The sequence below is a fragment of the Mycobacterium sp. SA01 genome, from assembly GCF_041287105.1.
In the GTDB taxonomy this organism is placed as follows: Bacteria; Actinomycetota; Actinomycetes; order Mycobacteriales; family Mycobacteriaceae; genus Mycobacterium.
Genome location: NZ_JBGGNO010000005.1, coordinates 1 through 21,146, shown reverse-complemented (window position 1 = coordinate 21,146; position 21,146 = coordinate 1). Strand labels below are relative to the sequence as shown.

Genomic DNA, 21,146 nt, shown 5'->3' with positions numbered 1-21,146 from the left:
GCCTCTTAGCGATCGGACGGGTTGATAAGAGGGCGTTGAACTTTCTTCCAGTCCGCATACCTCTGGTAGGCCTGTTGAGTGGAGGCCAACGTTGACTCCTGGCTGACCGGTACGTCCCACCAGCTCTGGCTGTCGGGTGCGTAGATCAGGGGATCGGTCTCCACATGAATGACGGTGACGAGCTCCGCTGCCTTGGCCGTCTTGACCGCGTCGGTGAACTCCGCGGCCGTGCCCACCTTGATGACGTCGGCGCCCAGGCTGGCGGCATTGGCGGCGAGATCGACCGGCAGCGTGTCGCCGTCGAGCCGGCCGTCGTCCGTCCGGTACCGATAGGCGGTACCGAATCGTTGCGAACCCAGTGATTCGGAAAGCCCACCGATGGAGGCGAATCCGTGGTTCTGCACCAGGACCGGGATGATCTTGATGCCCTCCTGGACGGCGGTCACCAGCTCAGTGGCCATCATCAGGTAGGAGCCGTCGCCGACCATGACGAACACGTCGCGGTCGTCGTCGGCCATCCGAACGCCGATACCGCCGGCGATCTCATAGCCCATGCACGAGTAGCCGTATTCGACGTGATAGCCCTTGCGGTCGCGGGCGCGCCACAGCTTGTGCAGGTCCCCGGGCATCGACCCGGCCGCGCACACCACCACGTCACGGGGATCTGAGAGTGTGTTGACCAGGCCGATGACCTGATTCTGGTTGAGCGGCGCACCATCCTCGCAGCCGTACGCCGACGACACGGTGTCGTCCCACTCGGCGGCCAGTTCGGTGACCCGGGAACGGTATTCGTCGGTGACGGTGTATCCCGTCAATGCGGGACCCAACGCGTCGATGGCTTCCCGGGCATCCGACACCACGCTGACGCCGCCCTGTTTCACCGAATCCAGCGAGGCGACATTGATGTTGACGAACCGGACATCCGGATTGTTGAACGCGGTGCGCGATGCCGAGGTGAAATCGCTGTAGCGGGTTCCGATCCCGATGATCACGTCGGCGTCGGCGGCCAGCGCGTTGGCCGCCGTGGTTCCCGTCGAGCCGACGGCCCCGACCGACTGCGGATGGTCGAAACGCAGTGACCCCTTGCCGGCCTGGCTTTCGGAGACCGGGATGCCGGTCTGTTCACAGAACGCGGCCAGGGCGTCTTCGGCTTCCGAGTAGTGCACGCCGCCACCGGCGATGATCAGCGGCTTGGTCGCGGCGGCGATGATCTCGGCGGCGCGGGTGATCACCGCACGTTCCGGCTGCGGACGGGCGATGTGCCACGTGCGTTCGGCGAACAGCGATTCCGGCCAGTCGTGGGCTTGCGCTTGCACATCCTGGGGGATCGATACGGTGGCCGCTCCGGTTTCGACCGGGTCGGTGAGCACGCGCATGGCACCGAGAAGTGCGGCGGGCAGCTGCTCGGGTCGCCACACCCGATCGAAGTAGCGTGACAACGGCTTGAACGCATCGTTGACCGTGACGTCACCAGAGGACGGCAGCTCGAGCTCCTGCAGCACGGGTGAACTGACCCGGGTGGCGAAGGTGTCGGCAGGCAGCAGCAGCACCGGCAGCCGGTTGATGGTCGCCAACGCCGCACCGGTGAGCATGTTGGTGGATCCGGGTCCGACGCTCGCGGTGACAGCCCAGGCCTCCAGGCGGTCCTTCTGCCGGGCGTACGCGACGGCGGTGTGCACCATGGCCTGCTCGTTGCGGCCCAGCACGTACTTGAGACCCGGCGGGCGACCGGCCGCCAGCGATTCGACTTCGTCCTGCAGCAGCGCCTGACCCAGGCCGGCCACGTTGCCATGGCCGAAGATGCCCAGGCATCCGGCGAAGAACTTCCGGCGTACCCCGTCACGCTCGACGTACTGGTTGGCGAGGAACCGAATGGTGGCCTGTGCCACGGTGAGTCGCACGGTGCCTTCGGAGTCGGCCAGCTTCTCGGTCGACTTCGGCGCGGTCGATACCACGATCAGACTCCTTGCCCGGACGGGCTGCCCATCGGCAGCCGGGGATCGACCTGCTGGTGTTCCCAGCTGCCGCGCAGCCAGGTGTGGTTCGGGTCGTCACAGATCAGCCAGGCCCGGTTCGGTCCGGAGCCGGCCATCACGTTGAGGTAGTACATGTGGTGGCCGGGCGCGGCGATCGACGGACCGTGGTAGCCGTGCGGTACCAGCACCACGTCGCCCGAGCGGACCTCTTCGAGCACCTCGATAGGGCGCTGCGGGGTGCCGTAGACACGGTGATAGCCGAAGCCGGGGGTTCCTGCCGGGCTGTCGGCGATCTCGAAGTAGTAGATCTCCTCGAGCTGCGTCTCGACGTCGCTGTTCTCCTCATGCTTGTGCGCGGGATAGCTCGACCAATTGCCGCCGGGGGTGATGACCTCGCAGGCGATCAGCGAGTCGGCCTCGAATGTGGTTGCGGTGCCGAAGTTGTGCACCTGGCGGCTGCAGTTGCCGGCCCCGCGTAACTCGACGGCCACGTCGGCTGCCGCGACCCGGCGGTTCGGGAAGGACCGGGTGGCGCGCGCCCCACAGATCGCGAAGCGGCCTTCACCGGTCAGCGTGAACGTCTGGTCGATGCCGAGGTAAACCATGTCGGCAGGCCCGTCGAAAACCGATTCGCGCCGTGACAGCTCGAATGTGTCTCCGGCACAGTCGATCCTGCCGCCCCCCGATAGCGGCAGGATCATCACCTCGGTACCGCCGGTGGTCAGCTCGATGGTTTGGCTGTCATCCAGTTCCACCACCTGCAGCGAGGACTCCGCCCATCCCGCGGACTCGGGCGTCACGTCGACGGTGAATGGCAACTCGGCGCTGCGGGCGGGAATGTAGTACTTGCTGTTCATCCGTTGTCACCTCACCATCGCCACGGCTGTCGCGACCGCGGAACTCACGTCGTCATCCGTCGGATACAGCAGGGTGCGGCCGACGATCAGACCCCGCACCGACGGCAGCGACAATGCCTTCTCCCAACTGGCGAACGCCTCGTCGGGATCGGCGGGGTCGCCGCCCAGCAGGAGAGTCGGCAAGGTCGTGGAGTCCATCACTCGCTCCATGTCGTCGACGACCGGCAGCTTCATCCAGGTGTAGGCCGACGTCGATCCCAGCCCCTGGCTGATATGGATGGACTTGATCACCGCATCGGGGCTCAGGTCGTTGCGCACCTTGCCGTCGACCCGGCTGGACAAGAACGGTTCGAGCATCGCAATCAAGCCGTGGGCGGCCAGCTCGTCGACGGCCTGCGCGCATGCGGCCAGGGTGGTGACTGTGCCCGGATCGGCGAGGTCGATGCGGCACAACATCTTTCCGCCGTTCATCCTCGCCGCGGCTGTCGATGCGGCGGTCGCGGCCGTCATCCGGTCGTCGAGCTCGAAACAGGCGCCGGCCAGGCCGCCGCGATTCATCGAGGAGAAGACCACCTTGTCCTCGAGTGCGCCGAGCAGCAGCAGGTCATCGAGGATGTCGGAGGTGGCCAGCACCCCGTCGACGCCGGGATCGGCGAGGGCGCAGCGCAGCCGGTCGAGCAGGTCGGTGCGGCTGTTCATCGCGGTGGGCCGTGCGCCGACGGCCAGGGCGCCGCGGGCCGGATGGTCGGCGGCGACGATCATCAGCCGTCCGTTGCCGCGCAGGACGGGCCGGGTGGTGCGCTTCTGCCACGCCCGCGCGATCGCGGCCGGGTCGGTAGCGCGCAGATCGGTGATGTCCGCGTAGTCCTTGCAGACGCTAGACATTGACGGCCCCCACCGCCGTCTGGTCGGCGAGTTCGGCCACCTCGTCAGCGGTTGGCATCGCCGTCGAGCATTCCAGCCGCGACGCGACGATAGCGCCGGCGGCGTTGGCGTAGCGCAGCGTCTTCTCCAGCGGCCAGCCATGCAGCAGGCCGTGGCACAGGCTGCCGCCGAAGCTGTCGCCCGCGCCGAGGCCGTTGACGACGTCGATGTCCACCGGCGGCACCGTCACCGAGGCGCTGCGGGTCTTGCCCAGCACTCCGCGCGGGCCCTGCTTGACGATCGCCAGCTGGACGCCGAGGTCGAGCAGTGCGTCGGCGGCCTTGTGTGGGTTGGTTTCCCCGACGGCGATCTCACACTCTTCGCGGTTGCCGACAGCGACTGTCACGTGGGCCAGTGCACGCTGAACCTGCGCGGTGGCGGCGGCGGGGGAGTCCCAGAACATTGGCCGATAGTCGAGGTCCAGAACTGTCAATGGTCTGCGTGCGCGCGCCTCCCACGCCGCGAAATGCGCACCGCGGCTGGGCTCTTCGGAGAGACCGGTGACGGTCGACCAGTACAGCCGGGCGTTGCGTACGGTGTCGAGGTCGATGTCGGCGGCGGTGATCTGCAGATCGGGCGCCGACGGCTTGCGGTAGAAGTACAGCGGGAAGTCGTCCGGCGGGAAGATCTCGCAGAAGGTCACCGGAGTCGGGTATTGCGGGTCGATGGTGACGTAGCGGTTGTCCACGCCGAGGCGGCTCAATTCGTCACGGACGAACCGGCCGAACGGATCTGCGCCGACTCCGGAGATCAGCGCGGTGCGGTTGCCCAGTCGCGCGGCGGCCACCGAGACGTTGGCTGAGCTGCCGCCGAGGAACTTGCCGAAGGATTCCACGCGTTCGAGCCCGACGCCGATCTGCAGCGGATAGATGTCGACGCCACTGCGCCCGATGGCGAGTACGTCGAACGGTGCGTCAGTAGTCACGTCAGCTCTCTTCAGGGCTCGGTGGGGACTTGTGTACGAGCGTGCCCCGCGTCACAGCGCTATGTCAATACTTTGTCCTGACATTCTATCTTTTGCTCAATAGATGTTAGAGTGCAGCTACTGTTGGGTTTTCGAGTTCGAGATCGGAGTCGATGTGCCGTTGGCGGTTGAACTGGACAGGTCAAGCCCCGTTCCCCTGTACTACCAGCTCTCCCAGGCAATCGAGGCGGCAATCCGTAGTGGCGAACTCGCGCCGGGCGACCGTTTCGAAAATGAACTCGCATTGGCCAAGAGGTTGACGCTGTCGCGGCCGACCACGCGGCGAGCCATTCAGGAACTTGTCGACAAGGGTCTTCTGGTGCGCAAGCGCGGTGTCGGAACCCAGGTCGTCCAGAATCCGGTCCACCGCCGCGTCGAACTGACGAGCCTGTTCGACGACCTGTCCCGGGCGGGACAGGACCCCACCACCCAACTGCTGGAGTACCACGTCGGTCCGCCGAGCGAGGACGTCGCGCGTGAACTGAGTCTTGCCGAGGGTCGCGAGGTCGCCTGCATCAAACGACTCCGCTGCGCCAACGGTGAGCCGCTGGCCCTGATGACCAATTACCTTCCGGTCGAGATCGCCCCGGATGCCGAGGAACTGGAACACAGCGGGCTGTATCAGTCACTGCGGGGCCGCGGCGTCCATATTCGGCTGGCCAGCCAGCGCATCGGCGCGAGGGCGGCCAGCCGAAGTGAAGCACGACTGCTCGACGAGAAGCCGGGCGCGCCGCTGCTGACCATGGACCGCACGGCATTCGACGATTCCGGCCGCGCCGTCGAATTCGGTACACATTGCTATCGCGCCGCCCGGTACTACTTCGACACCACGCTCGTCGACCGCTGATGTTCTAGTTCTTGCGCGAACAGACAGAAACTCCCCCGAACGTTCGGCGTATCGGGGGAGTTTCTGTCTGTTCGGCGTCAGGAGAAGGCGGCGCGGAAGGCCGCCAGCGCCTCGTCACTGTCACCGGCTGCCCATGCCTCCAGGCCGATCGTGCCGCGATAACCCATGTCGCGCAACGCCGTTGCGATCGCGGGGTAGTGGATCTCGCCGGTGCCCGGCTCGCATCGGCCCGGTACGTCAGCCACCTGGATCTCGCCGATCGCCGAGCCGCACCGGCGCACCAGTTCCACGAGATTCCCCTCGCCGATCTGGGCGTGGTAGAGGTCGAGCATCATCTTGACGTTCGGGTGGTCGACCCCCTCGACGAGCGCGAGCGTGTCCTTGGCGCGGGCCAGGGGGACGCCGGGGTGATCGACGATCGTGTTCAGGTTCTCCACGCAGAACGTCACGCCCGCGGCGGCGCCGAGTTCGCCGATCCGCTCCAGCGTGCGCTGCGCGGTCAGCCACATCTGCCCGGAGGCCCGCTGCCGTGGCCGGACGGCCTGACCGCCGACGAGTTCTGCGGTGTGCAGGTTCAACCGCGGCACGCCCAGCGTCTCAGCGGCTTTGATGCTCAGCTGTGCGGTCTGCACCACCTCGTCGGCGCGCGCTGGGTCGATCAGGTCGCCGTGCAGGTAGCCGGTCATCGATGAGAACCGTGCGCCGGTTGCGGCGAGTGCCGTGAGGTCCTTGTCGTGCCAGCTCCAGATCTCCACCGCGAAGCCCAGCCCGTGGATGCGTCGCACCCGCTCGAGAAGCGGCAGGTCGCGAAACACCATCTCAGCGCATACCGCCAGGTCAAAGTCGCTCACCCCGGCACCCTAACATTTGACCTGCAGTCCGAATGTCCTAACAAAGTATTGACTTTCTGCTGTGAGCCGTATTACATCGAGGCAAGGGCGTGTCGTGGGCGACGAAGACCGCGATGGAGACAAGGAGTCGGCATGAAGTTCAATCGGCTAGCGGCCGTGGCAGGGGTGAGCGCGCTCGTGATCGGGCTGGCTGCCTGCTCCGCCACCGGCGGCAAACCGCGGGACAACGGCAGCGGTTCGGGCGGCGGCACCGTCGACACGCCACGGATGACCATCGCGATGATCACCCACGAGGCGCCCGGTGATTCCTTCTGGGATCTTGTCCGCAAGGGTGCCGAGACCGCTGCCAAGAAAGACAACCTCGAGCTGCGCTACTCCAGCGATCCCGAGGCGCCCAATCAGGCCAACCTGGTCCAGAGCGCGATCGACAGTGGTGTCAAGGGTATCGCCGTGACGCTGGCCAAGCCGGACGCGATGAAGGCCGCCGTGCAGAGCGCCGAATCCAAAGGCATCCCCGTGGTTGCGTTCAACGCCGGCCTTGACGCCTGGCAGGCGATGGGCGTCAAGGAGTACTTCGGCCAGGACGGCTACATCGCCGGCCAAGAGGCGGGCAAGCGGCTGCAGTCCGAAGGCGCCAAGAAGGTGGTGTGCGTCATCCAGGAACAGGGTCACGTGGATCTCGAAGCGCGCTGCGCAGGTGTGAAGAAGACCTTCCCCGCAACGGAGATCCTCAACGTCAACGGCAAGGACATGCCGTCGGTGGAATCGACGATCACCGCGAAGCTCCAGCAGGATCCGGGCGTCGACGCGGTTCTGACTCTCGGGGCGCCGTTCGCGCTGACCGCCGTCCAGTCGGTCAAGAACGCAAACAGCAACGCCAAGGTTGCCACCTTCGACACCAACGCGGCGCTCGTCGACGCGATCCAGAAGGGGGACGTGCAGTGGGCCGTCGATCAGCAGCCATTCCTTCAGGGCTACTTGGCTGTCGACTCGCTGTGGCTCTACCTCAGTAACAAGAACATCATCGGCGGCAACCAGCCGACCCTGACCGGGCCGTCCTTCATTGACAAGTCCAACATCGACGCCGTGGCCGAATTGGCCAAGGCCGGAACCCGATAGCGACCTGGGGACAGACATGAGTACGCAAGCAGATCTCGAGGTCGGCGACCACAAAGTCGTTCACGACGAACGGGTCAAGGAACGGAATCGGCTGCAGCGCCTGCTGATTCGGCCCGAGATGGGGGCGGGCATCGGCGCAGTCGGGATCTTCATCTTCTTCCTCATCGTGGCCGACCCGTTCCGGCAGGCCTCGTCACTTGCCACGGTCCTCTACGCCAGCTCGACCATCGGGATCATGGCCTGCGGCGTCGCGGTGCTGATGATCGGCGGTGAGTTCGACCTGTCGACGGGCGTGGCGGTGACGTTCAGCTCGCTGGCGGCATCGATGCTGTCCTACAACCTGCACCTCAATCTGTGGGCGGGTGCCGGTCTCGCGTTGATCCTGGCGCTGGGCGTCGGGTTCTTGAACGGCTTCCTGGTGATGAAGACCAAGATCCCGTCGTTCCTGATCACCCTGAGCACCTTCTTCATGCTGGCCGGCATCAACCTCGCCGTCACCAAACTCCTTGCCGGACAAGTTGCCACGCAGAGCGTGAACGACATGCAGGGCTGGGACTCGGCGCAGAAGGTGTTCGCCTCGTCGTTCACCCTGTTCGGTGTGAGCATCCGCATCACGGTGGTGTGGTGGCTGCTGTTCACCGCGGTGGCCACCTGGGTGTTGTTCAAGACCAAGATCGGCAACTGGATCTTCGCTGTCGGTGGTGACGCCGAAAGCGCTCGCGCGGTGGGTGTTCCGGTGACCAAGGTCAAGATCGGGATGTTCATGTTCGTCGGCTTCTGCGCCTGGTTCGTCGGCATGCACCTGCTGTTCGCGTTCAACACGGTGCAGTCCGGGCAGGGCATCGGCAACGAGTTCTTCTACATCATCGCTGCGGTGATCGGTGGCTGCCTGCTGACCGGCGGCTACGGCACCGCCGTCGGGGCCGCCATCGGTGCATTCATCTTCGGCATGACGAATCAGGGCATCGTCTACGCGGGCTGGAACCCCGACTGGTTCAAATTCTTTCTCGGCGCCATGCTGCTGTTCGCGGTGATCGCCAACAACGCTTTCCGTAATTACGCCGCCAAGAGGTGAGAGAAGTGACTGCGACCATGGATCGACCCACCGAAGAAGCCCCGTCCGGCGGCAACGTGCCACTCGTCGAGCTGAAGAACGTCGGCAAGACCTACGGCAACATCACCGCGCTCAAAGGCATCTCGCTACGGGTGCATGCCGGTGAGGTGACCGGCATTCTCGGCGACAACGGTGCGGGCAAGTCGACACTCATCAAGATCATCGCCGGATTGCATCAGCCCACCGACGGTGAACTGCTGGTCGACGGCGAACCGACGAAGTTCAGCTCGCCCGCCGACGCGCTGGGCAAGGGCATCGCGACGGTGTACCAGAACCTCGCCGTCGTTCCGCTGATGCCGGTGTGGCGAAACTTCTTCCTGGGTCAGGAAATTCGTAAGAAGAGCTTCCCGTGGGCGCTGGACGCCAACGCGATGCGGGGCACCACGCTGACCGAATTGGCGAAGATGGGTATCGAGCTGCCCGACGTCGATGTGCCGATCGGTTCGCTGTCCGGCGGGCAGCGCCAGTGTGTAGCGATCGCCAGGGCGGTGTTCTTCGGGGCGCGGGTGCTGATTCTCGACGAGCCGACGGCCGCGCTCGGCGTCAAGCAATCCGGGGTGGTGCTCAAATACATCACCGCCGCCAAAGAGGCCGGCTTCGGCGTCGTGTTCATCACCCACAACCCGCACCACGCGCACATGGTCGGCGACCATTTCGTGCTGCTGAACCGGGGCCGTCAGAAGCTCGACTGCAGCTACGACGAGATCACCCTGGAACACCTGACCCAGCAGATGGCCGGTGGCGACGAGCTCGAGGCGCTGTCCCACGAGCTGGGCCGCTGACCTACCGCGGCGTCAGCGCGAACAGTCGCAGCTCCCGGTCGGTCCGGGTGCGGTAGGCCTGGTACATCGGATAGGCCAGGAAGCGTGCCAAACCGGCGTCCCGCTCGGGCCCGGTCACCAAGGTGGCCGTCACCGGGATCTCGATCCCGTTGATGGCGACGACGGCCTCCGGGTTGGCCAGCAAGTTCAGGCTCCAGGCCGGGTGATGCTGCTGGCCGAAATTGCTGCCGAGCACCAGCAGGCGCTCGCCCTCGCGGAGGTAACTCAACGCCGACAACCGCGGCTGGCCGGACTTGCGGCCCGTCGTGGTCAACAGCAGTTCGGGCATCGAGGTCGGGCCGAACAAGGTGTATTTACCCTTGGTCGCCCGCAGCACGCGACGGTCAAGGGGCACGAGTGCTCTGATGACACGCGAGCCCACCGCCGTCGAGGCGAACGCGAGCGCAGGCTTGAACAGAGGCGAGATGTCTTCCCGGCCCCAGTGACCGTCAGGAAAGCGTTGCGGCATACCTGCCATCGTGCCCGATGGCGGCCCGGCGGAGGACCCGTTCAGCGCGGTGACATGCCCGCCGCCCGGTAGGCGGCATCGACATAATGCATGTTCTGCACGGCATCGTCGACGCCGATCGGCAGCGGTACATGGTCCAGGAGGTGGGCGGCGAACGCGTCGAGTTGGTAGGTGTAGGACGCGCGGGTGCCCAGGTGCTCCACCCGCGTTCCGCCCGGCGTGCGGATGGTGATCCGATCGTCGGTGTGCGGCTTGATGAAGTCGTGGGCCAGTGCATCGCCCTTGGAGCCGACCAGCTTGACGGTGAACGAAAACGCCTCGGCGGTCATGGTGTTGGCACTGCAGCCGGTGGCGCCGGACGGGAACCGCAGCTCGACGTCGCACCACTCGTCGACGCCGGGGCTGCGCTGGGAGGCGTGGGCGGCGGTGACCGCCGGACGGCCCAGACCGCGGGCGCCGAGCTGGCGCATGATGTGCAGGCCGTAGCAGCCGAGGTCCATCAGTGCCCCGCCGGCCAGATCCAGCGACCAGCGCGGGTCATCAGGCGCGGGGGCCGGCATCGCCATCCGGACCTCCACGTGCCGGATCTCGCCGAGCTCACCGTCGGTTGCCAGTTCGAACATCCGCTGGGTCACCGGATGGAACAGGTAGTGGAACCCCTCCAGCATGCTCACCCCGGCAGCTGTGGCGGCGTCGGCGACCTGCTGTGCCTCGATGTGGTTGCGCGCGAACGGTTTCTCGGTCAGCACCGGCTTGCCCGCCTTGATCGCCGCCAGATTCCACGGGGCGTGCAGGCTGTTGGCCAACGGGTTGTAGACCACATCGACTTCCGCGTCCCCGACCACGTCGGCGTAGCTGTCTGCGATGCGCTCAACCCCGTACGTGTCGGCGAACCGGCGGGCGCGCTGCGGATCTCGGGCAGCCACCACCACGAGCCGGTGACCGAGATCCCGGGCCGGCCCGACGATCGCGTTCTCGGCGATCCGGGATGCGCCGAGCACGCCGATGCGCAGGCTCATGCAGTCCCCTCGCAGGCTCGGGCATTGCATGCCCGCTGATGGTTCGCTCCGCAAGCGTCGCTCACGCCGGCACGCCGCCCGCGACCTGCTGCAGATAGGCGACGCTGGTCAGTACGTCCCGTAACGGACCCTCGCCGGCCGGCTCGCCGTCCAGGATGGTGTCCTGCTCGAGGACGAACCAGCCGTCGAAGCCGTTGTTCCGCAACGCTGCAACGATGCCCGCGATGTCCACGTCACCGGTGCCCAGCGGGGTGTACATGCCCTGGGAGACCGCATCGGTATAGGTCAGTTCGCCGGACTGCACCCGGGCGGCCAAGGCCGCGTCGACGTCCTTGAGGTGAGCGTGCGCAATGCGCTCCGGCACCGCGCGGGCCAGCTGCAACGGATCGGTGCCACCGATCAACAGGTGCCCGGTGTCCAGGCACAGTGGGATCGACGACCCGGCCAGCACCCGGGCCACCTCATCGCCCTTCTCGACCATCGTGCCGACGTGCGGGTGCAGCACCGCCGTGACACCACTCCCGGCGGCGGTTGTCACCAGCCGGTCGAGGTTGGCGAGCAGCGTCGACCACTGTTCGTCGTCCAGATCGGGCCGGGAGTCATACCCGTCGGTGCCGGTCGCGGCGGCCAGCACCAACATCGAAGCTCCGGACGCCACAATGGATTCCAGCACCCCGGCGATATCGGGAACCGGGTCGTGGCCGGCGTCGTGCAGCACCACCGGTGCGAAGCTGCCGACACAGCTCAGGCCGTGGCGGCCCAGCAGCGCGGTCAGCTCGGCGGGGTCGGCGGGCAGGAACCCCTCCGGGCCGAGCTCGGTGGCCGACAGGCCGGCTTGTTGCATCTCGGACAGCACCCGCTCGGGTCCGAGTTGATGACCCCAGCCGGGCACTTCGCATACACCCCAGGAGATGGGGGCTCCGGCAATTTTCACTGACGTACCTCCTCGATGCGGACCGGTGCGCCGCGGCGCAGCGATTCGGTGGCGGCTTCGGCGATCCAGGCGACCTCCACGGCGTCGGCCACGGTGGCACCGCGCACCGGGGCACCCTTGACGACGTCGACGAAGCCGCTCAGTTCGGTGCGGAACGCCTCGGTGAAGCGGTCCATGAAGAAATGGTGCGGCTGCCCGGTCGGAAAGTCGTTGTGGGGATCGGCATTCCGTACCGGTACACCCTGGTCCCAGCCGGCTACCACGGTGTCGTTGAACCCGTGCACCTCCAGCCGGCAGTCGTAACCGCGGCCGTTGTAGCGTGCGTTGGAGATGACGCCGAGCGCGCCACCGTCGAACCGGACCACCACTGCTGCCGTATCGACGTCACCGTATTCAACGAACAGCGGATCACCCTGCGCGGTGCCGGTGGCATACACCTCGACGGCTTCCTGGCCGGTGATCCAGCGGACAGTGTCGAAATCGTGGACCGCGCAATCGCGGAAGATGCCACCCGACCCGGCGATGTACTCCATCGGCGGGGGAGCCGGGTCCATCGTGGTGCTGCGGACGGTGTGCAGCGTGCCCAGCGCGCCACGGTCCACCGCGGCCTTGGCGGCTGCGAACGCGGCGTCGAATCGGCGCTGATAGCCGATCTGCACCGGAACGCCGGCCCGCATGATGGCCTCGGCGACCCTGGCGCTTTCGGCTGCGGTGGAGGCCACCGGCTTCTCGCAGAACGTCGGCAACCCGCGCTCGACGGCGGCCAGCGTCAGTTCGGCGTGCGCCGGGGTGGCGGCTGCCACCACGACCCCGTCGATACCCGACGACAGCAGCGCGTCGACCGAATCAACCGACCGCACACCGTACTTCGTCGCTACCTGAGCGACGACGTCGGGACGCTCATCGGTGACGACGAGACCGTCGACCCCGTCGAGTTGGCTCAGTGTGTCGGTGTGGAAGGCCCCGATCCGGCCGAGGCCGATCACGCCGAGGGTGGTCATGGGATTCTCCGTTCGTTCTGGTCGCACAGCGCGACGTCGAGGGCTTCGGGGGACAGATCGTCGGCCAGCGCGGCGAGCACGACGTCGACTTGGCTTGGCGGCGCCAGACTTCCGATCGGCTGGTCGCGGTCCAAGTTGGTGGGGAAGGGGTAACCCTCCGCGGTGGCCACCACGGCGTTGAGCAGCTCCGCCGCCGGTCGGCCCGCGGCCTTCATGGCGCGCAGCGCCGGGTACACCGAACGCACCATCGCGGGGCGGTCCAGGGCTTCCATCGCCCGGCCGAACGGCGACGAGATCTGCAACAGGTTCGCCATCCGACGGACCGCGGCCGAGGTGTTGGCGCCCGCACCGTGATAGAGCGCCGGATTGAAGAACACCGCATCACCCTTGCTCAGCGGGATCTGCACATGATGCGTGGCGAAGTAGTCGCTGAACTCCGGTGAATTGAAGGCCACGTAACCGCCCTCGAACAGCTGCGAATACGGCAGCAGCATGGTCGGCCCGCTCTCCACTGGCATGGCGGTGTGGGCGACCGCTCCCTGCAGTGTCAGCGTCGGCGACAACCGATGCACGTGCGACGGGTACTCGGTCAGCTGGCCGGGCGCGACGAATCCGAGATGGTAGTCGCGGTGCGGAACCTGCGCGGCGCCACCGGGATTGACGACGTTGACCTGAGAGGTGAGCTGATATCGCGGCCCGAGCCAGGCCTGGCAGACCAGGGCCAGCAGGTCGTTGGCGTAGTAGTCGGCGTACGCCGCGGGGGAGTGCAAAGCCAGCTTCTGGGCGGCGTTCCACACCCGGTCGTTGGCACCCGCGACACCGAAGTGGTCCCCGGCCGCACCGCCGGTGCGCCGCTGATCGGCGATCAGTGCCGCGAACGCCGCGCTGGCGGCGTCGACGACCGCGGCCGAGAAGGCGCCGGTGAATACGACGACGCCGGGACCCTCGGCCAGCGCGGTGATGAGTTCGCCCTGTAGAGCCCGTCGGTCGGCGCGGGTCATCTCGGCGGCGGAGTAGATGAGGACGTTCTGCCGAACCTCGGCGGCATGCGGGTACGCCTCGAGATCGGTCTCGCGCTCGGTCAGGCTTATCAACTCGTCGAGTTCATAAGCCTGTGCCGTCAACCAAGGTTGAACCCGCGCACGCACATCGGCCATGCCGAAAGTCTTGCTGTGACTCAGGCCGCAATCAACACCAGAAATCCATCAAAAACCCATCAGCTCGATAGGGTGCGAACATGGCGCACCGTTTCAAGGTCCGTGAGATCGCCCAGCAGTCCGGACTGTCCGAAGCCACCGTCGACCGGGTGCTCAACGACCGGCCGGGTGTCCGGGCGGCCACCCGCGCCGAGGTGCTGCAGGCCATCGAGGATCTGGAGAAACAACGATCTCAATTGCGGCTCAACGGACGTCGCTTCCTGCTCGACGTGGTGATGCAGACCCCGCAGCGGTTCTCCGACGCCTTCCGCGCCGCGGTCGAAGCCGAACTGCCCGCATTCGCGCCCGCGATGCTGCGCGCGCGGTTTCACCTCTGGGAATCCGGGTCGACAGACCAGATGGTGGACACGCTCGCCCGGATCAAGGGCAGCCACGGAATCGTGCTCAAGGCGCAGGATGAACCGGAGGTCGCCGAGGCCGTCGACAGTCTGGTCGCCGCCGGCGTCCCGGTGGTGACCTACACAACCGACATCCCGGCCAGTGCGCGCTGCGCGTACGTCGGCATCGACAACCACGGAGCCGGAACCACCGCGGCCTATCTGGTGGACCAGTGGCTGGGTGACACGCCGGCGGACGTACTGATCACGTTGAGCCGCACAGTGTTCCGCGGTGAGGCCGAGCGTGAAGTGGGCTTCCGGACGGCGCTGCGCAGGTCCGGCCGCGGCATCGTCGAGGTCGGGGACAGCGACGGTATCGACGCCACCATCGAACGCCTGGTGGTCGACGCACTCGAGCGCAACCCTGACGTCGCGGCCGTCTACTCCGTCGGCGGCGGAAACACGGCGACGGTCGCGGCGTTCGACCAATTAGGACGCGCGTGCCGAGTTTTTATCGCTCATGACCTCGACGCCGACAACCGCCGGCTGCTGCGGGAGGGCCGCATCTCGGCGGTGCTGCACAACGACCTGCGTGCCGACGCCCGGCTCGCGATGCGGCTGATCCTGCAGCAGCACCGCGCGTTGCCCGCCGAGCCCGCGCGGCCCGTCCCGATCCAGGTGATCACCCCGTACAACCTGCCCGCCTGAACTCGGCGAGTCGTCGATTCGAAGAAATCGCGACTAGCATTCCGCGCCGACGGCGACGATGAATGGCGCCCAACTCACGAAGCACCCAAGGAGACCGACCCGTGTCACGACACCGCGCTGAGCTCGCCGCCGGTGTGACCGTGCTGGGCAATCTGGCCGTCGACGTGATCAACGGCGGCCCGAAGACACCCGGCGGGTGCGCGTCGTTCTCCGGTGTCGCCATGGCAGCAGCAGGCGGGCCGGGCGGGATCGTCGCGCTGGCCGCCGACGAGGACCACTCGCTGTACGAGCCGCTGCTCGAGAGGTTCGGATCGCTGATCCGGATCCTGCCCGCCGAATGCACAAGCGCGTTCCGGCTGGACTATGAGGACGTCGATCACCGCCGGATGTCGGTCGACGCGATCGGCCCGGTGTGGAGTGCCGCCGAGGTGGAGTCGGCGGACCCCGACACCACGTGGGTGCATCTCGCCCCGCTGCTGCGGACCGACTTTCCCGCCGAGACACTGGCGCTGCTGGCCCAGCGCGGCCACCGGGTCGCCTACGACGGCCAGGGTCTGGTCCGTGCCGACCAGCTCGGGCCACTGGTGGTGGACCGTCACTACCCGCCCGAGCTGCTGGATCACCTGAGCATCCTGAAGCTGGCCGAGGACGAGGCCGTCATCGTCGCCGACGGCCCCTTCGACGAATCCACCGCCGCCCGCCTCGGGGTCCCCGAAATCCTGGTGACCTACGGATCCGAGGGCTGCGACATCTATACCGGGGACACGAAGGTTCGGGTGCCGGCCGCGTGGCGGGTCGACGGTGTGCAGACCACCGGCGCCGGTGACATGTTCACCACCTGTTACGTGGCAAATCGGGCAGCCGGGGCCGACCCGCGCGCCGCGGCCGCGGCAGCGAGTGAACTCGTCGCCGGCGAACTCGAGAAACGCCTCGGGGCGCGCCGCAACTGAGAGCTACCGGCGAGTAGCGACTTCTCTTAGAGAACGACGTTCTCAGGAAGTGACGAACGACACACTTTTGTCTCACTCCGCCGTCGATCGTGTCCGTGAGCTGTGTCTTCGATGCAGGCCGCACGGCGTGTCACGATCGGGGCGCGGTCAGCCATGCCTAAGAAAGTGCAATAATCGGTACTGCGAGTGACAGCAACTCCTGGGCTGTCGATTCCGTCGGCGCGTCCACCCGATAGCGACGCGGTATTTACACCCGGCGGACAGGACGAAAGGCGGGGACGTGGGTCCGAACGGCAACGGGGCTGCGGGCAACCGGCAGAAGCTGGAAAAGGTCGTCATCCGGTTCGCCGGTGACTCCGGAGACGGAATGCAGCTCACCGGTGACCGGTTCACCTCCGAAGCCGCGCTCTTCGGCAACGACCTTGCGACTCAACCGAATTACCCCGCCGAGATCCGCGCGCCACAGGGCACGCTGCCCGGCGTCTCGTCGTTCCAGATCCAGATCGCCGACTACGACATCCTCACTGCCGGTGACCGTCCCGACGTGCTGGTCGCGATGAACCCCGCCGCGCTGAAAGCCAACATCGGCGATCTGCCGCGCGGTGGTCTGGTGATCGCCAACTCCGACGAATTCACCAAGCGCAACCTGGCGAAGGTCGGCTACGAGAACAACCCGCTGGAGAGCGGCGAACTCGACGACTACGTGGTGCAGGCCGTCGCGATGACCACCCTGACCCTCGGATCCGTCGAGGCGATCGGCGCGTCCAAGAAAGACGGCCAGCGCGCCAAGAACATGTTCGCGCTCGGGCTGCTGTCGTGGATGTACGGCCGGCCGATCGAGACCAGCGAGACGTTCATCCGGGAGAAGTTCGCCCGCAAGCCCGATATCGCCGAAGCGAACGTGCTGGCGCTGAAGGCCGGCTGGAACTACGGCGAGACCACTGAGGCGTTCGGCACCACCTACGAGATCTCCCCGGCCAAGCTCGCCCCGGGCGAATACCGGCAGATCTCCGGCAACACGGCCCTGGCCTACGGCGTGATCGCCGCCGGCCAGCTCGCCGACATCCAGGTGGTGCTCGGCACCTACCCGATCACGCCGGCGTCGGACATCCTCCACGAGCTGTCCAAGCACAAGAACTTCAACATCCTGACCTTCCAGGCCGAGGACGAGATCGCCGGCGTCGGCGCCGCGATCGGCGCCTCCTACGGCGGCGCGCTGGGCGTGACGAGCACCTCGGGCCCCGGCATCTCGCTGAAGTCCGAGGCCATCGGGTTGGCCATGATGGCCGAGCTGCCGCTGCTGGTGATCGATGTGCAGCGTGGCGGACCGTCGACCGGCCTGCCCACCAAGACCGAGCAGGCCGATCTGCTGCAGGTGATGTTCGGTCGCAACGGCGAGTCGCCGGTTGCCGTATTGGCCGCCAGCACGCCGTCGGACTGCTTCGAGGTGGCCATCGAGGCCGCGCGCATCGCGCTGACCTACCGGACGCCGGTGATCCTGCTGTCCGACGGCGCGATCGCCAACGGCTCGGAGCCGTGGCGGATCCCGGACATCGACTCGTTCGAGCCGATCGAGACCAACCTCGCCAAAGCCGGCGAGGACTTCCAGCCGTACGCCCGCGACCCCGAGACGCTGGCCCGCCAGTTCGCGGTTCCGGGCACGCCCGGCCTGGAGCACCGCATCGGCGGCCTGGAGTCGGCCAACGGTTCCGGCGCCATCTCGTACGAGCCGGCCAACCACGACCTGATGGTCCGGTTGCGGCAGGCCAAGATCGCCGGCATCACGGTGCCCGACGTCACGGTCGACGACCCGACCGGCGACGCGGAGCTGCTCATCCTCGGCTGGGGAAGCTCGTTCGGCCCGATCGGTGAAGCCTGTCGCCGGGCCCGCCGCCGCGGCATCAAGGTTGCGCAGGCTCACCTGCGGCACCTCAACCCGCTGCCGGCCAACCTCGGCGAGGTGCTGCGTCAGTACAAGTACGTGGTGGTCCCCGAGATGAACCTCGGCCAGCTGGCGCTGCTGCTGCGCGGCACGTACCTGGTCGATGTGCAGTCGGTGACCAAGGTGGAAGGCATGGCGTTCCTGGCCGACGAGCTGGAAGGCATCATCGATGCCGCACTCGACGGGACGTTGGCTGAAAAGGAAAGCGACAAAGCGAAATTCGCCCGGCTTGCGGCAGCTACCGTGGGTACCGGCACAGATGTTGGCGCAGGAGTGAACGCATGACTGACCTGATCGGCTCGGACCTGCTGGCACCGAGCGTGTCGAAGACGGCGTGGGTGCCGACCACCGACGAGCCGCAGAAGGCCAAGGACTTCACCAGTGACCAGGAGGTCCGCTGGTGCCCCGGTTGCGGTGACTACGTCATCCTGAACACGATCCGCAACTTCCTGCCGGACCTCGGTCTGCGCCGGGAGAATATCGCGTTCATCAGCGGCATCGGCTGCTCGAGCCGCTTCCCGTACTACCTGGAGACCTACGGCTTCCACTCGATCCACGGTCGTGCCCCGACCATCGCCACCGGGCTGGCGCTGGCCCGCCCGGACCTGTCCGTGTGGGTTGTCACCGGCGACGGCGACGCCCTCTCGATCGGTGGCAACCACCTGATCCACGCGCTGCGCCGCAACGTCAACATCACGATCCTGCTGTTCAACAACCGGATCTACGGTCTGACCAAGGGCCAGTACTCGCCGACCTCCGAGGTCGGCAAGGTCACCAAATCCACCCCGATGGGCTCGCTGGATCATCCGTTCAACCCCGTGTCGCTGGCTCTGGGCGCTGAGGCGACGTTCGTCGGCCGGGCGCTGGACTCCGACCGCAAGGGACTGTCGGAGGTCCTGAAGGCGGCGGCCCAGCATCGTGGCGCCGCGCTGGTCGAGATCATGCAGGACTGCCCGATCTTCAACGACGGCTCGTTCGACCTGCTCCGCAAGGAAGGCGCCGAGGAGCGGATCATCAACGTCCGCCAGGGCGAGCCGGTGGTGTTCGGCGCCAACGGTGAGTACTGCGTGGTCAAGAGCGGCTTCGGCCTGGACGTCGCCAAGACCGCCGACGTGGCGGCCAGCGACATCGTGGTGCACGACGCCACCACCGCGGACTCGGCTTACGCGTTCGCGTTGTCGCGGCTCAGCGACCAGAACCTCGAGCACACCGTGATGGGAGTGTTCCGCCAGGTCAACCGGCCGACGTATGACGACGCCGCCCGTGACCAGGTTCGGATGGCCCGCGAGGCCACCCCGCACGACCGGCACGCGCTGCAGTCGCTGTTGCGTGGTCGCGATACCTGGACTGTGGACTAGATCCAACCGTGAGCACGCCCGCCCCGCTGGCCGCTGTAGTACTGGCTGGTGGGGCGTCGCGGCGCATGGGCCGGGACAAGGCCACGCTGCCTCACCCCGACGGCGGCGCCACGATGGTGGAGTACACCGTCGCCATGCTGAGCTCCCGCTGTGCGCCGGTGTTCGTGATCGCCGCCCCCGGTCAGGCGCTACCCGCCCTCGACGGGCAGATATTGCGTGACGAGGTTCGGGGAGTCGGGCCGCTGCTGGCCACCGGGCGCGGGCTGCGGGCGGCGGCGGAGGCCGGGGTGGAGCGCGCCTTCGTCAGCGCCGTCGATATGCCGTTCCTGTCCACCGAGATCATCGACGAGCTCGCCCAACACCGGGGTGTAGACATCGTGCTGCCATGGGACGGCCGCGACCACTACCTGGCCGGTATCTACAACACTGGTCTCGCCGACCACATCGACGCCTTGGTCGCCGCGGGAGAGCGGAGTATGCGAGCGCTTGCCGAATCTGTCGTCACTCAGCGGATCGTGATGCCGGCCAGTCGCGCGCTGGCGAACGTCAATTCACCGGCCGATCTGGCCCAGCAAATCGCCGGATAATCGGCGTCCGGAGCGAATTCGGAATCGACGGACAATGTGATCGGTGCCGATTGTCATATTGCGGACCGGCTGCCCTGCCGGTCCTGCAGGACGTCCTGAGGGACAACACAATTCGGGCGGTCGACGGGTGTCGGGAGCCGTCCCGTCCGTCCGCTGCGGATTGAGGCCGGGGCGGTGCGGAATCACGTCATGCCGCCGTCGCCGTGAACACGGCCGCCAGCTAACGAATGGCTCGGTGCCGGTGCTGTTGGGGCAGGTGGGGCGCGGTTTGATTCCTGGGAACGCGCGAAATCGCAAAGGTCAGTGCCTTGCGTTATCAATAACGTGTGTGCGGGGCCACAATTTGTACGTGATAAACGTCACGTTATTTACGGGCGTGTCAACAAAATAGCTGGCTGTGAAACTGCGTGCTGACCTGCACAGACAACGCATAGCTTTCGCTCGTAACCATCTCGTGATCTAACCGAGATAAGCGTGTCGTTGATGTGACTTCATTTCTCCCGCTTTGTAGCGTCCTACCCGGTCCCGCAAGGGAGCAAACAACTGCAGATATGACTCCACACATTTGAACCCTGCGTGTGAGCGGGGCCGGGGAGGTCGCAACGACCTTCTGTGGATCACCGGAGAAGTGATTCCACGGTGATGCCGGCCGCCGCTGTCGTGCCCGACCGAGACGGCGCGACCCGAAACCCCGCTGTCCCACGGGACCGCATCCGTCCGACGACGGAGGTCTGGCGCGCGTATGGCGAAAGGAAAACTGTTGAACAACGTCCGCAAAACGCTCGCACGGTCCTTCGGCATCGCCGCCATCGGTGGCGCTACCGTCCTTGCTCTGATGGTCCTCGGGACCGCCACCGCCTCGGCGGACGGCATGAACTGGGACGCGGTCGCAGCGTGCGAGTCCGGCGGTAACTGGGCGATCAACACCGGTAACGGCTACTACGGCGGGCTGCAGTTCACCCTGGGAACCTGGCGTGCCAACGGCGGTTCGGGCTCGCCGCACCTGGCCTCGCGCGACGAGCAGATTCGCGTGGCCGAAAACGTGCTGCGCAGCCAGGGCCGAGGCGCCTGGCCGGTGTGCGGCCGTCGCGGCTGATACAGCGCTCATAAGGGTGGCACCGGGTCGATGCCCCGGCGCCCCCCGTATTTCTCGGGCCACTTCCTTATCAAA

The 21,146-nt window shown here is 66.6% G+C and carries 19 protein-coding genes and 1 pseudogene; 10 read left to right on the top strand and 10 right to left on the bottom strand.

What is annotated here, in order from left to right; translation table 11 throughout:
• Positions 1-5 precede the first annotated feature (5 nt).
• From iolD to iolC, 4 genes are read right to left on the bottom strand one after another with little or no spacing between them, the layout of a single operon-like run.
• The gene (iolD, locus tag AB4879_RS00365; protein WP_370505952.1) at positions 6-1,955 is read right to left on the bottom strand and encodes a 3D-(3,5/4)-trihydroxycyclohexane-1,2-dione acylhydrolase (decyclizing); all 1,950 of its coding nucleotides are present in this window, start codon (positions 1,953-1,955) and stop codon (positions 6-8) included.
• Between the two features lie 2 nt (positions 1,956-1,957).
• Positions 1,958-2,833 carry a 5-deoxy-glucuronate isomerase gene (gene iolB, locus AB4879_RS00360; protein ID WP_370505951.1) on the bottom strand — a complete coding sequence of 292 codons (876 nt, stop codon included), beginning with the start codon at positions 2,831-2,833 and terminating at the stop codon, positions 1,958-1,960.
• Positions 2,834-2,839: 6 nt separating this feature from the next.
• Positions 2,840-3,718 (bottom strand): aldolase, encoded by an 879-nt coding sequence (locus tag AB4879_RS00355; protein ID WP_370505950.1) that lies wholly within the window; start codon positions 3,716-3,718, stop codon positions 2,840-2,842.
• Entirely contained in the window at positions 3,711-4,682 is a 972-nt protein-coding gene (iolC, locus tag AB4879_RS00350; RefSeq protein ID WP_370505949.1) for a 5-dehydro-2-deoxygluconokinase, read from the bottom strand. The genes AB4879_RS00355 and iolC overlap by 8 nt, the downstream gene beginning before the upstream one ends.
• A 103-nt stretch (positions 4,683-4,785) precedes the next feature.
• On the opposite strand from iolC, the gene AB4879_RS00345 reads away from it, so the two are divergent.
• Positions 4,786-5,568 carry a GntR family transcriptional regulator gene (locus AB4879_RS00345; RefSeq protein ID WP_370505948.1) on the top strand — a complete coding sequence of 261 codons (783 nt, stop codon included), beginning with the start codon at positions 4,786-4,788 and terminating at the stop codon, positions 5,566-5,568.
• A gap of 77 nt (positions 5,569-5,645) precedes the next feature.
• Here the strand turns inward: AB4879_RS00345 and AB4879_RS00340 are convergent, their stop codons facing one another.
• Positions 5,646-6,419: a TIM barrel protein gene (locus AB4879_RS00340; RefSeq protein WP_370505947.1), complete on the bottom strand. Its 774-nt coding sequence runs from the start codon at positions 6,417-6,419 to the stop codon at positions 5,646-5,648.
• Between the two features lie 132 nt (positions 6,420-6,551).
• Between AB4879_RS00340 and AB4879_RS00335 the strand changes: the two genes are divergently transcribed.
• Genes AB4879_RS00335 through AB4879_RS00325 form a run of 3 tightly spaced genes read left to right on the top strand, consistent with a single transcriptional unit; the run spans position 6,552 to position 9,434 of the window.
• Positions 6,552-7,538: a substrate-binding domain-containing protein gene (locus AB4879_RS00335; protein WP_370505946.1), complete on the top strand. Its 987-nt coding sequence runs from the start codon at positions 6,552-6,554 to the stop codon at positions 7,536-7,538.
• A 16-nt stretch (positions 7,539-7,554) separates the two neighbouring features.
• Positions 7,555-8,613 (top strand): ABC transporter permease, encoded by a 1,059-nt coding sequence (locus AB4879_RS00330; RefSeq protein ID WP_370505945.1) that lies wholly within the window; start codon positions 7,555-7,557, stop codon positions 8,611-8,613.
• Positions 8,614-8,630: 17 nt separating this feature from the next.
• Positions 8,631-9,434, top strand: coding sequence for an ATP-binding cassette domain-containing protein (locus AB4879_RS00325; RefSeq protein ID WP_370505967.1), 804 nt, complete (start codon positions 8,631-8,633; stop codon positions 9,432-9,434).
• Between the two features lies 1 nt (position 9,435).
• On the opposite strand, the gene AB4879_RS00320 is transcribed toward AB4879_RS00325, so the two are convergent.
• The 5 genes from AB4879_RS00320 to AB4879_RS00300 all read right to left on the bottom strand — a co-directional run bounded on the left by AB4879_RS00320 (position 9,436) and on the right by AB4879_RS00300 (position 14,053).
• On the bottom strand, positions 9,436-9,942 hold the full coding sequence (locus tag AB4879_RS00320) for a nitroreductase family deazaflavin-dependent oxidoreductase (protein WP_370505944.1): 507 nt from the start codon (positions 9,940-9,942) through the stop codon (positions 9,436-9,438).
• A gap of 41 nt (positions 9,943-9,983) precedes the next feature.
• The gene (locus AB4879_RS00315) at positions 9,984-10,961 is read right to left on the bottom strand and encodes a Gfo/Idh/MocA family protein (protein WP_370505943.1); all 978 of its coding nucleotides are present in this window, start codon (positions 10,959-10,961) and stop codon (positions 9,984-9,986) included.
• A gap of 61 nt (positions 10,962-11,022) precedes the next feature.
• On the bottom strand, positions 11,023-11,895 hold the full coding sequence (locus AB4879_RS00310) for a sugar phosphate isomerase/epimerase family protein (protein ID WP_370505942.1): 873 nt from the start codon (positions 11,893-11,895) through the stop codon (positions 11,023-11,025).
• Positions 11,892-12,896, bottom strand: a complete 1,005-nt coding sequence (locus AB4879_RS00305; RefSeq protein ID WP_370505941.1) for a Gfo/Idh/MocA family oxidoreductase — start codon at positions 12,894-12,896, stop codon at positions 11,892-11,894. Before AB4879_RS00305 ends, AB4879_RS00310 begins: the two co-directional genes overlap by 4 nt.
• On the bottom strand, positions 12,893-14,053 hold the full coding sequence (locus tag AB4879_RS00300; protein ID WP_370505940.1) for a phytanoyl-CoA dioxygenase family protein: 1,161 nt from the start codon (positions 14,051-14,053) through the stop codon (positions 12,893-12,895). Before AB4879_RS00300 ends, AB4879_RS00305 begins: the two co-directional genes overlap by 4 nt.
• A gap of 80 nt (positions 14,054-14,133) precedes the next feature.
• Here AB4879_RS00300 and AB4879_RS00295 point away from each other — a divergent pair, with 80 nt between their 5' ends.
• The 6 genes and pseudogenes from AB4879_RS00295 to AB4879_RS00270 all read left to right on the top strand — a co-directional run.
• Positions 14,134-15,138 carry a LacI family DNA-binding transcriptional regulator gene (locus tag AB4879_RS00295; RefSeq protein WP_102805678.1) on the top strand — a complete coding sequence of 335 codons (1,005 nt, stop codon included), beginning with the start codon at positions 14,134-14,136 and terminating at the stop codon, positions 15,136-15,138.
• Positions 15,139-15,272: 134 nt separating this feature from the next.
• Positions 15,273-16,088: a PfkB family carbohydrate kinase gene (locus tag AB4879_RS00290; RefSeq protein WP_370505966.1), complete on the top strand. Its 816-nt coding sequence runs from the start codon at positions 15,273-15,275 to the stop codon at positions 16,086-16,088.
• Positions 16,089-16,368: 280 nt separating this feature from the next.
• On the top strand, positions 16,369-18,315 hold the full coding sequence (locus AB4879_RS00285; RefSeq protein WP_102805677.1) for a 2-oxoacid:acceptor oxidoreductase subunit alpha: 1,947 nt from the start codon (positions 16,369-16,371) through the stop codon (positions 18,313-18,315).
• Complete coding sequence (locus AB4879_RS00280) at positions 18,312-19,388, top strand: 2-oxoacid:ferredoxin oxidoreductase subunit beta (protein ID WP_102805676.1); 1,077 nt, start codon at positions 18,312-18,314, stop codon at positions 19,386-19,388. The genes AB4879_RS00285 and AB4879_RS00280 overlap by 4 nt, the downstream gene beginning before the upstream one ends.
• A gap of 8 nt (positions 19,389-19,396) precedes the next feature.
• On the top strand, positions 19,397-19,975 hold the full coding sequence (gene mobA / locus AB4879_RS00275) for a molybdenum cofactor guanylyltransferase (protein WP_370505939.1): 579 nt from the start codon (positions 19,397-19,399) through the stop codon (positions 19,973-19,975).
• Between the two features lie 862 nt (positions 19,976-20,837).
• Positions 20,838-21,071 (top strand): annotated as a pseudogene (locus tag AB4879_RS00270) (transglycosylase family protein); the annotation flags it as partial.
• Positions 21,072-21,146 lie beyond the last annotated feature (75 nt).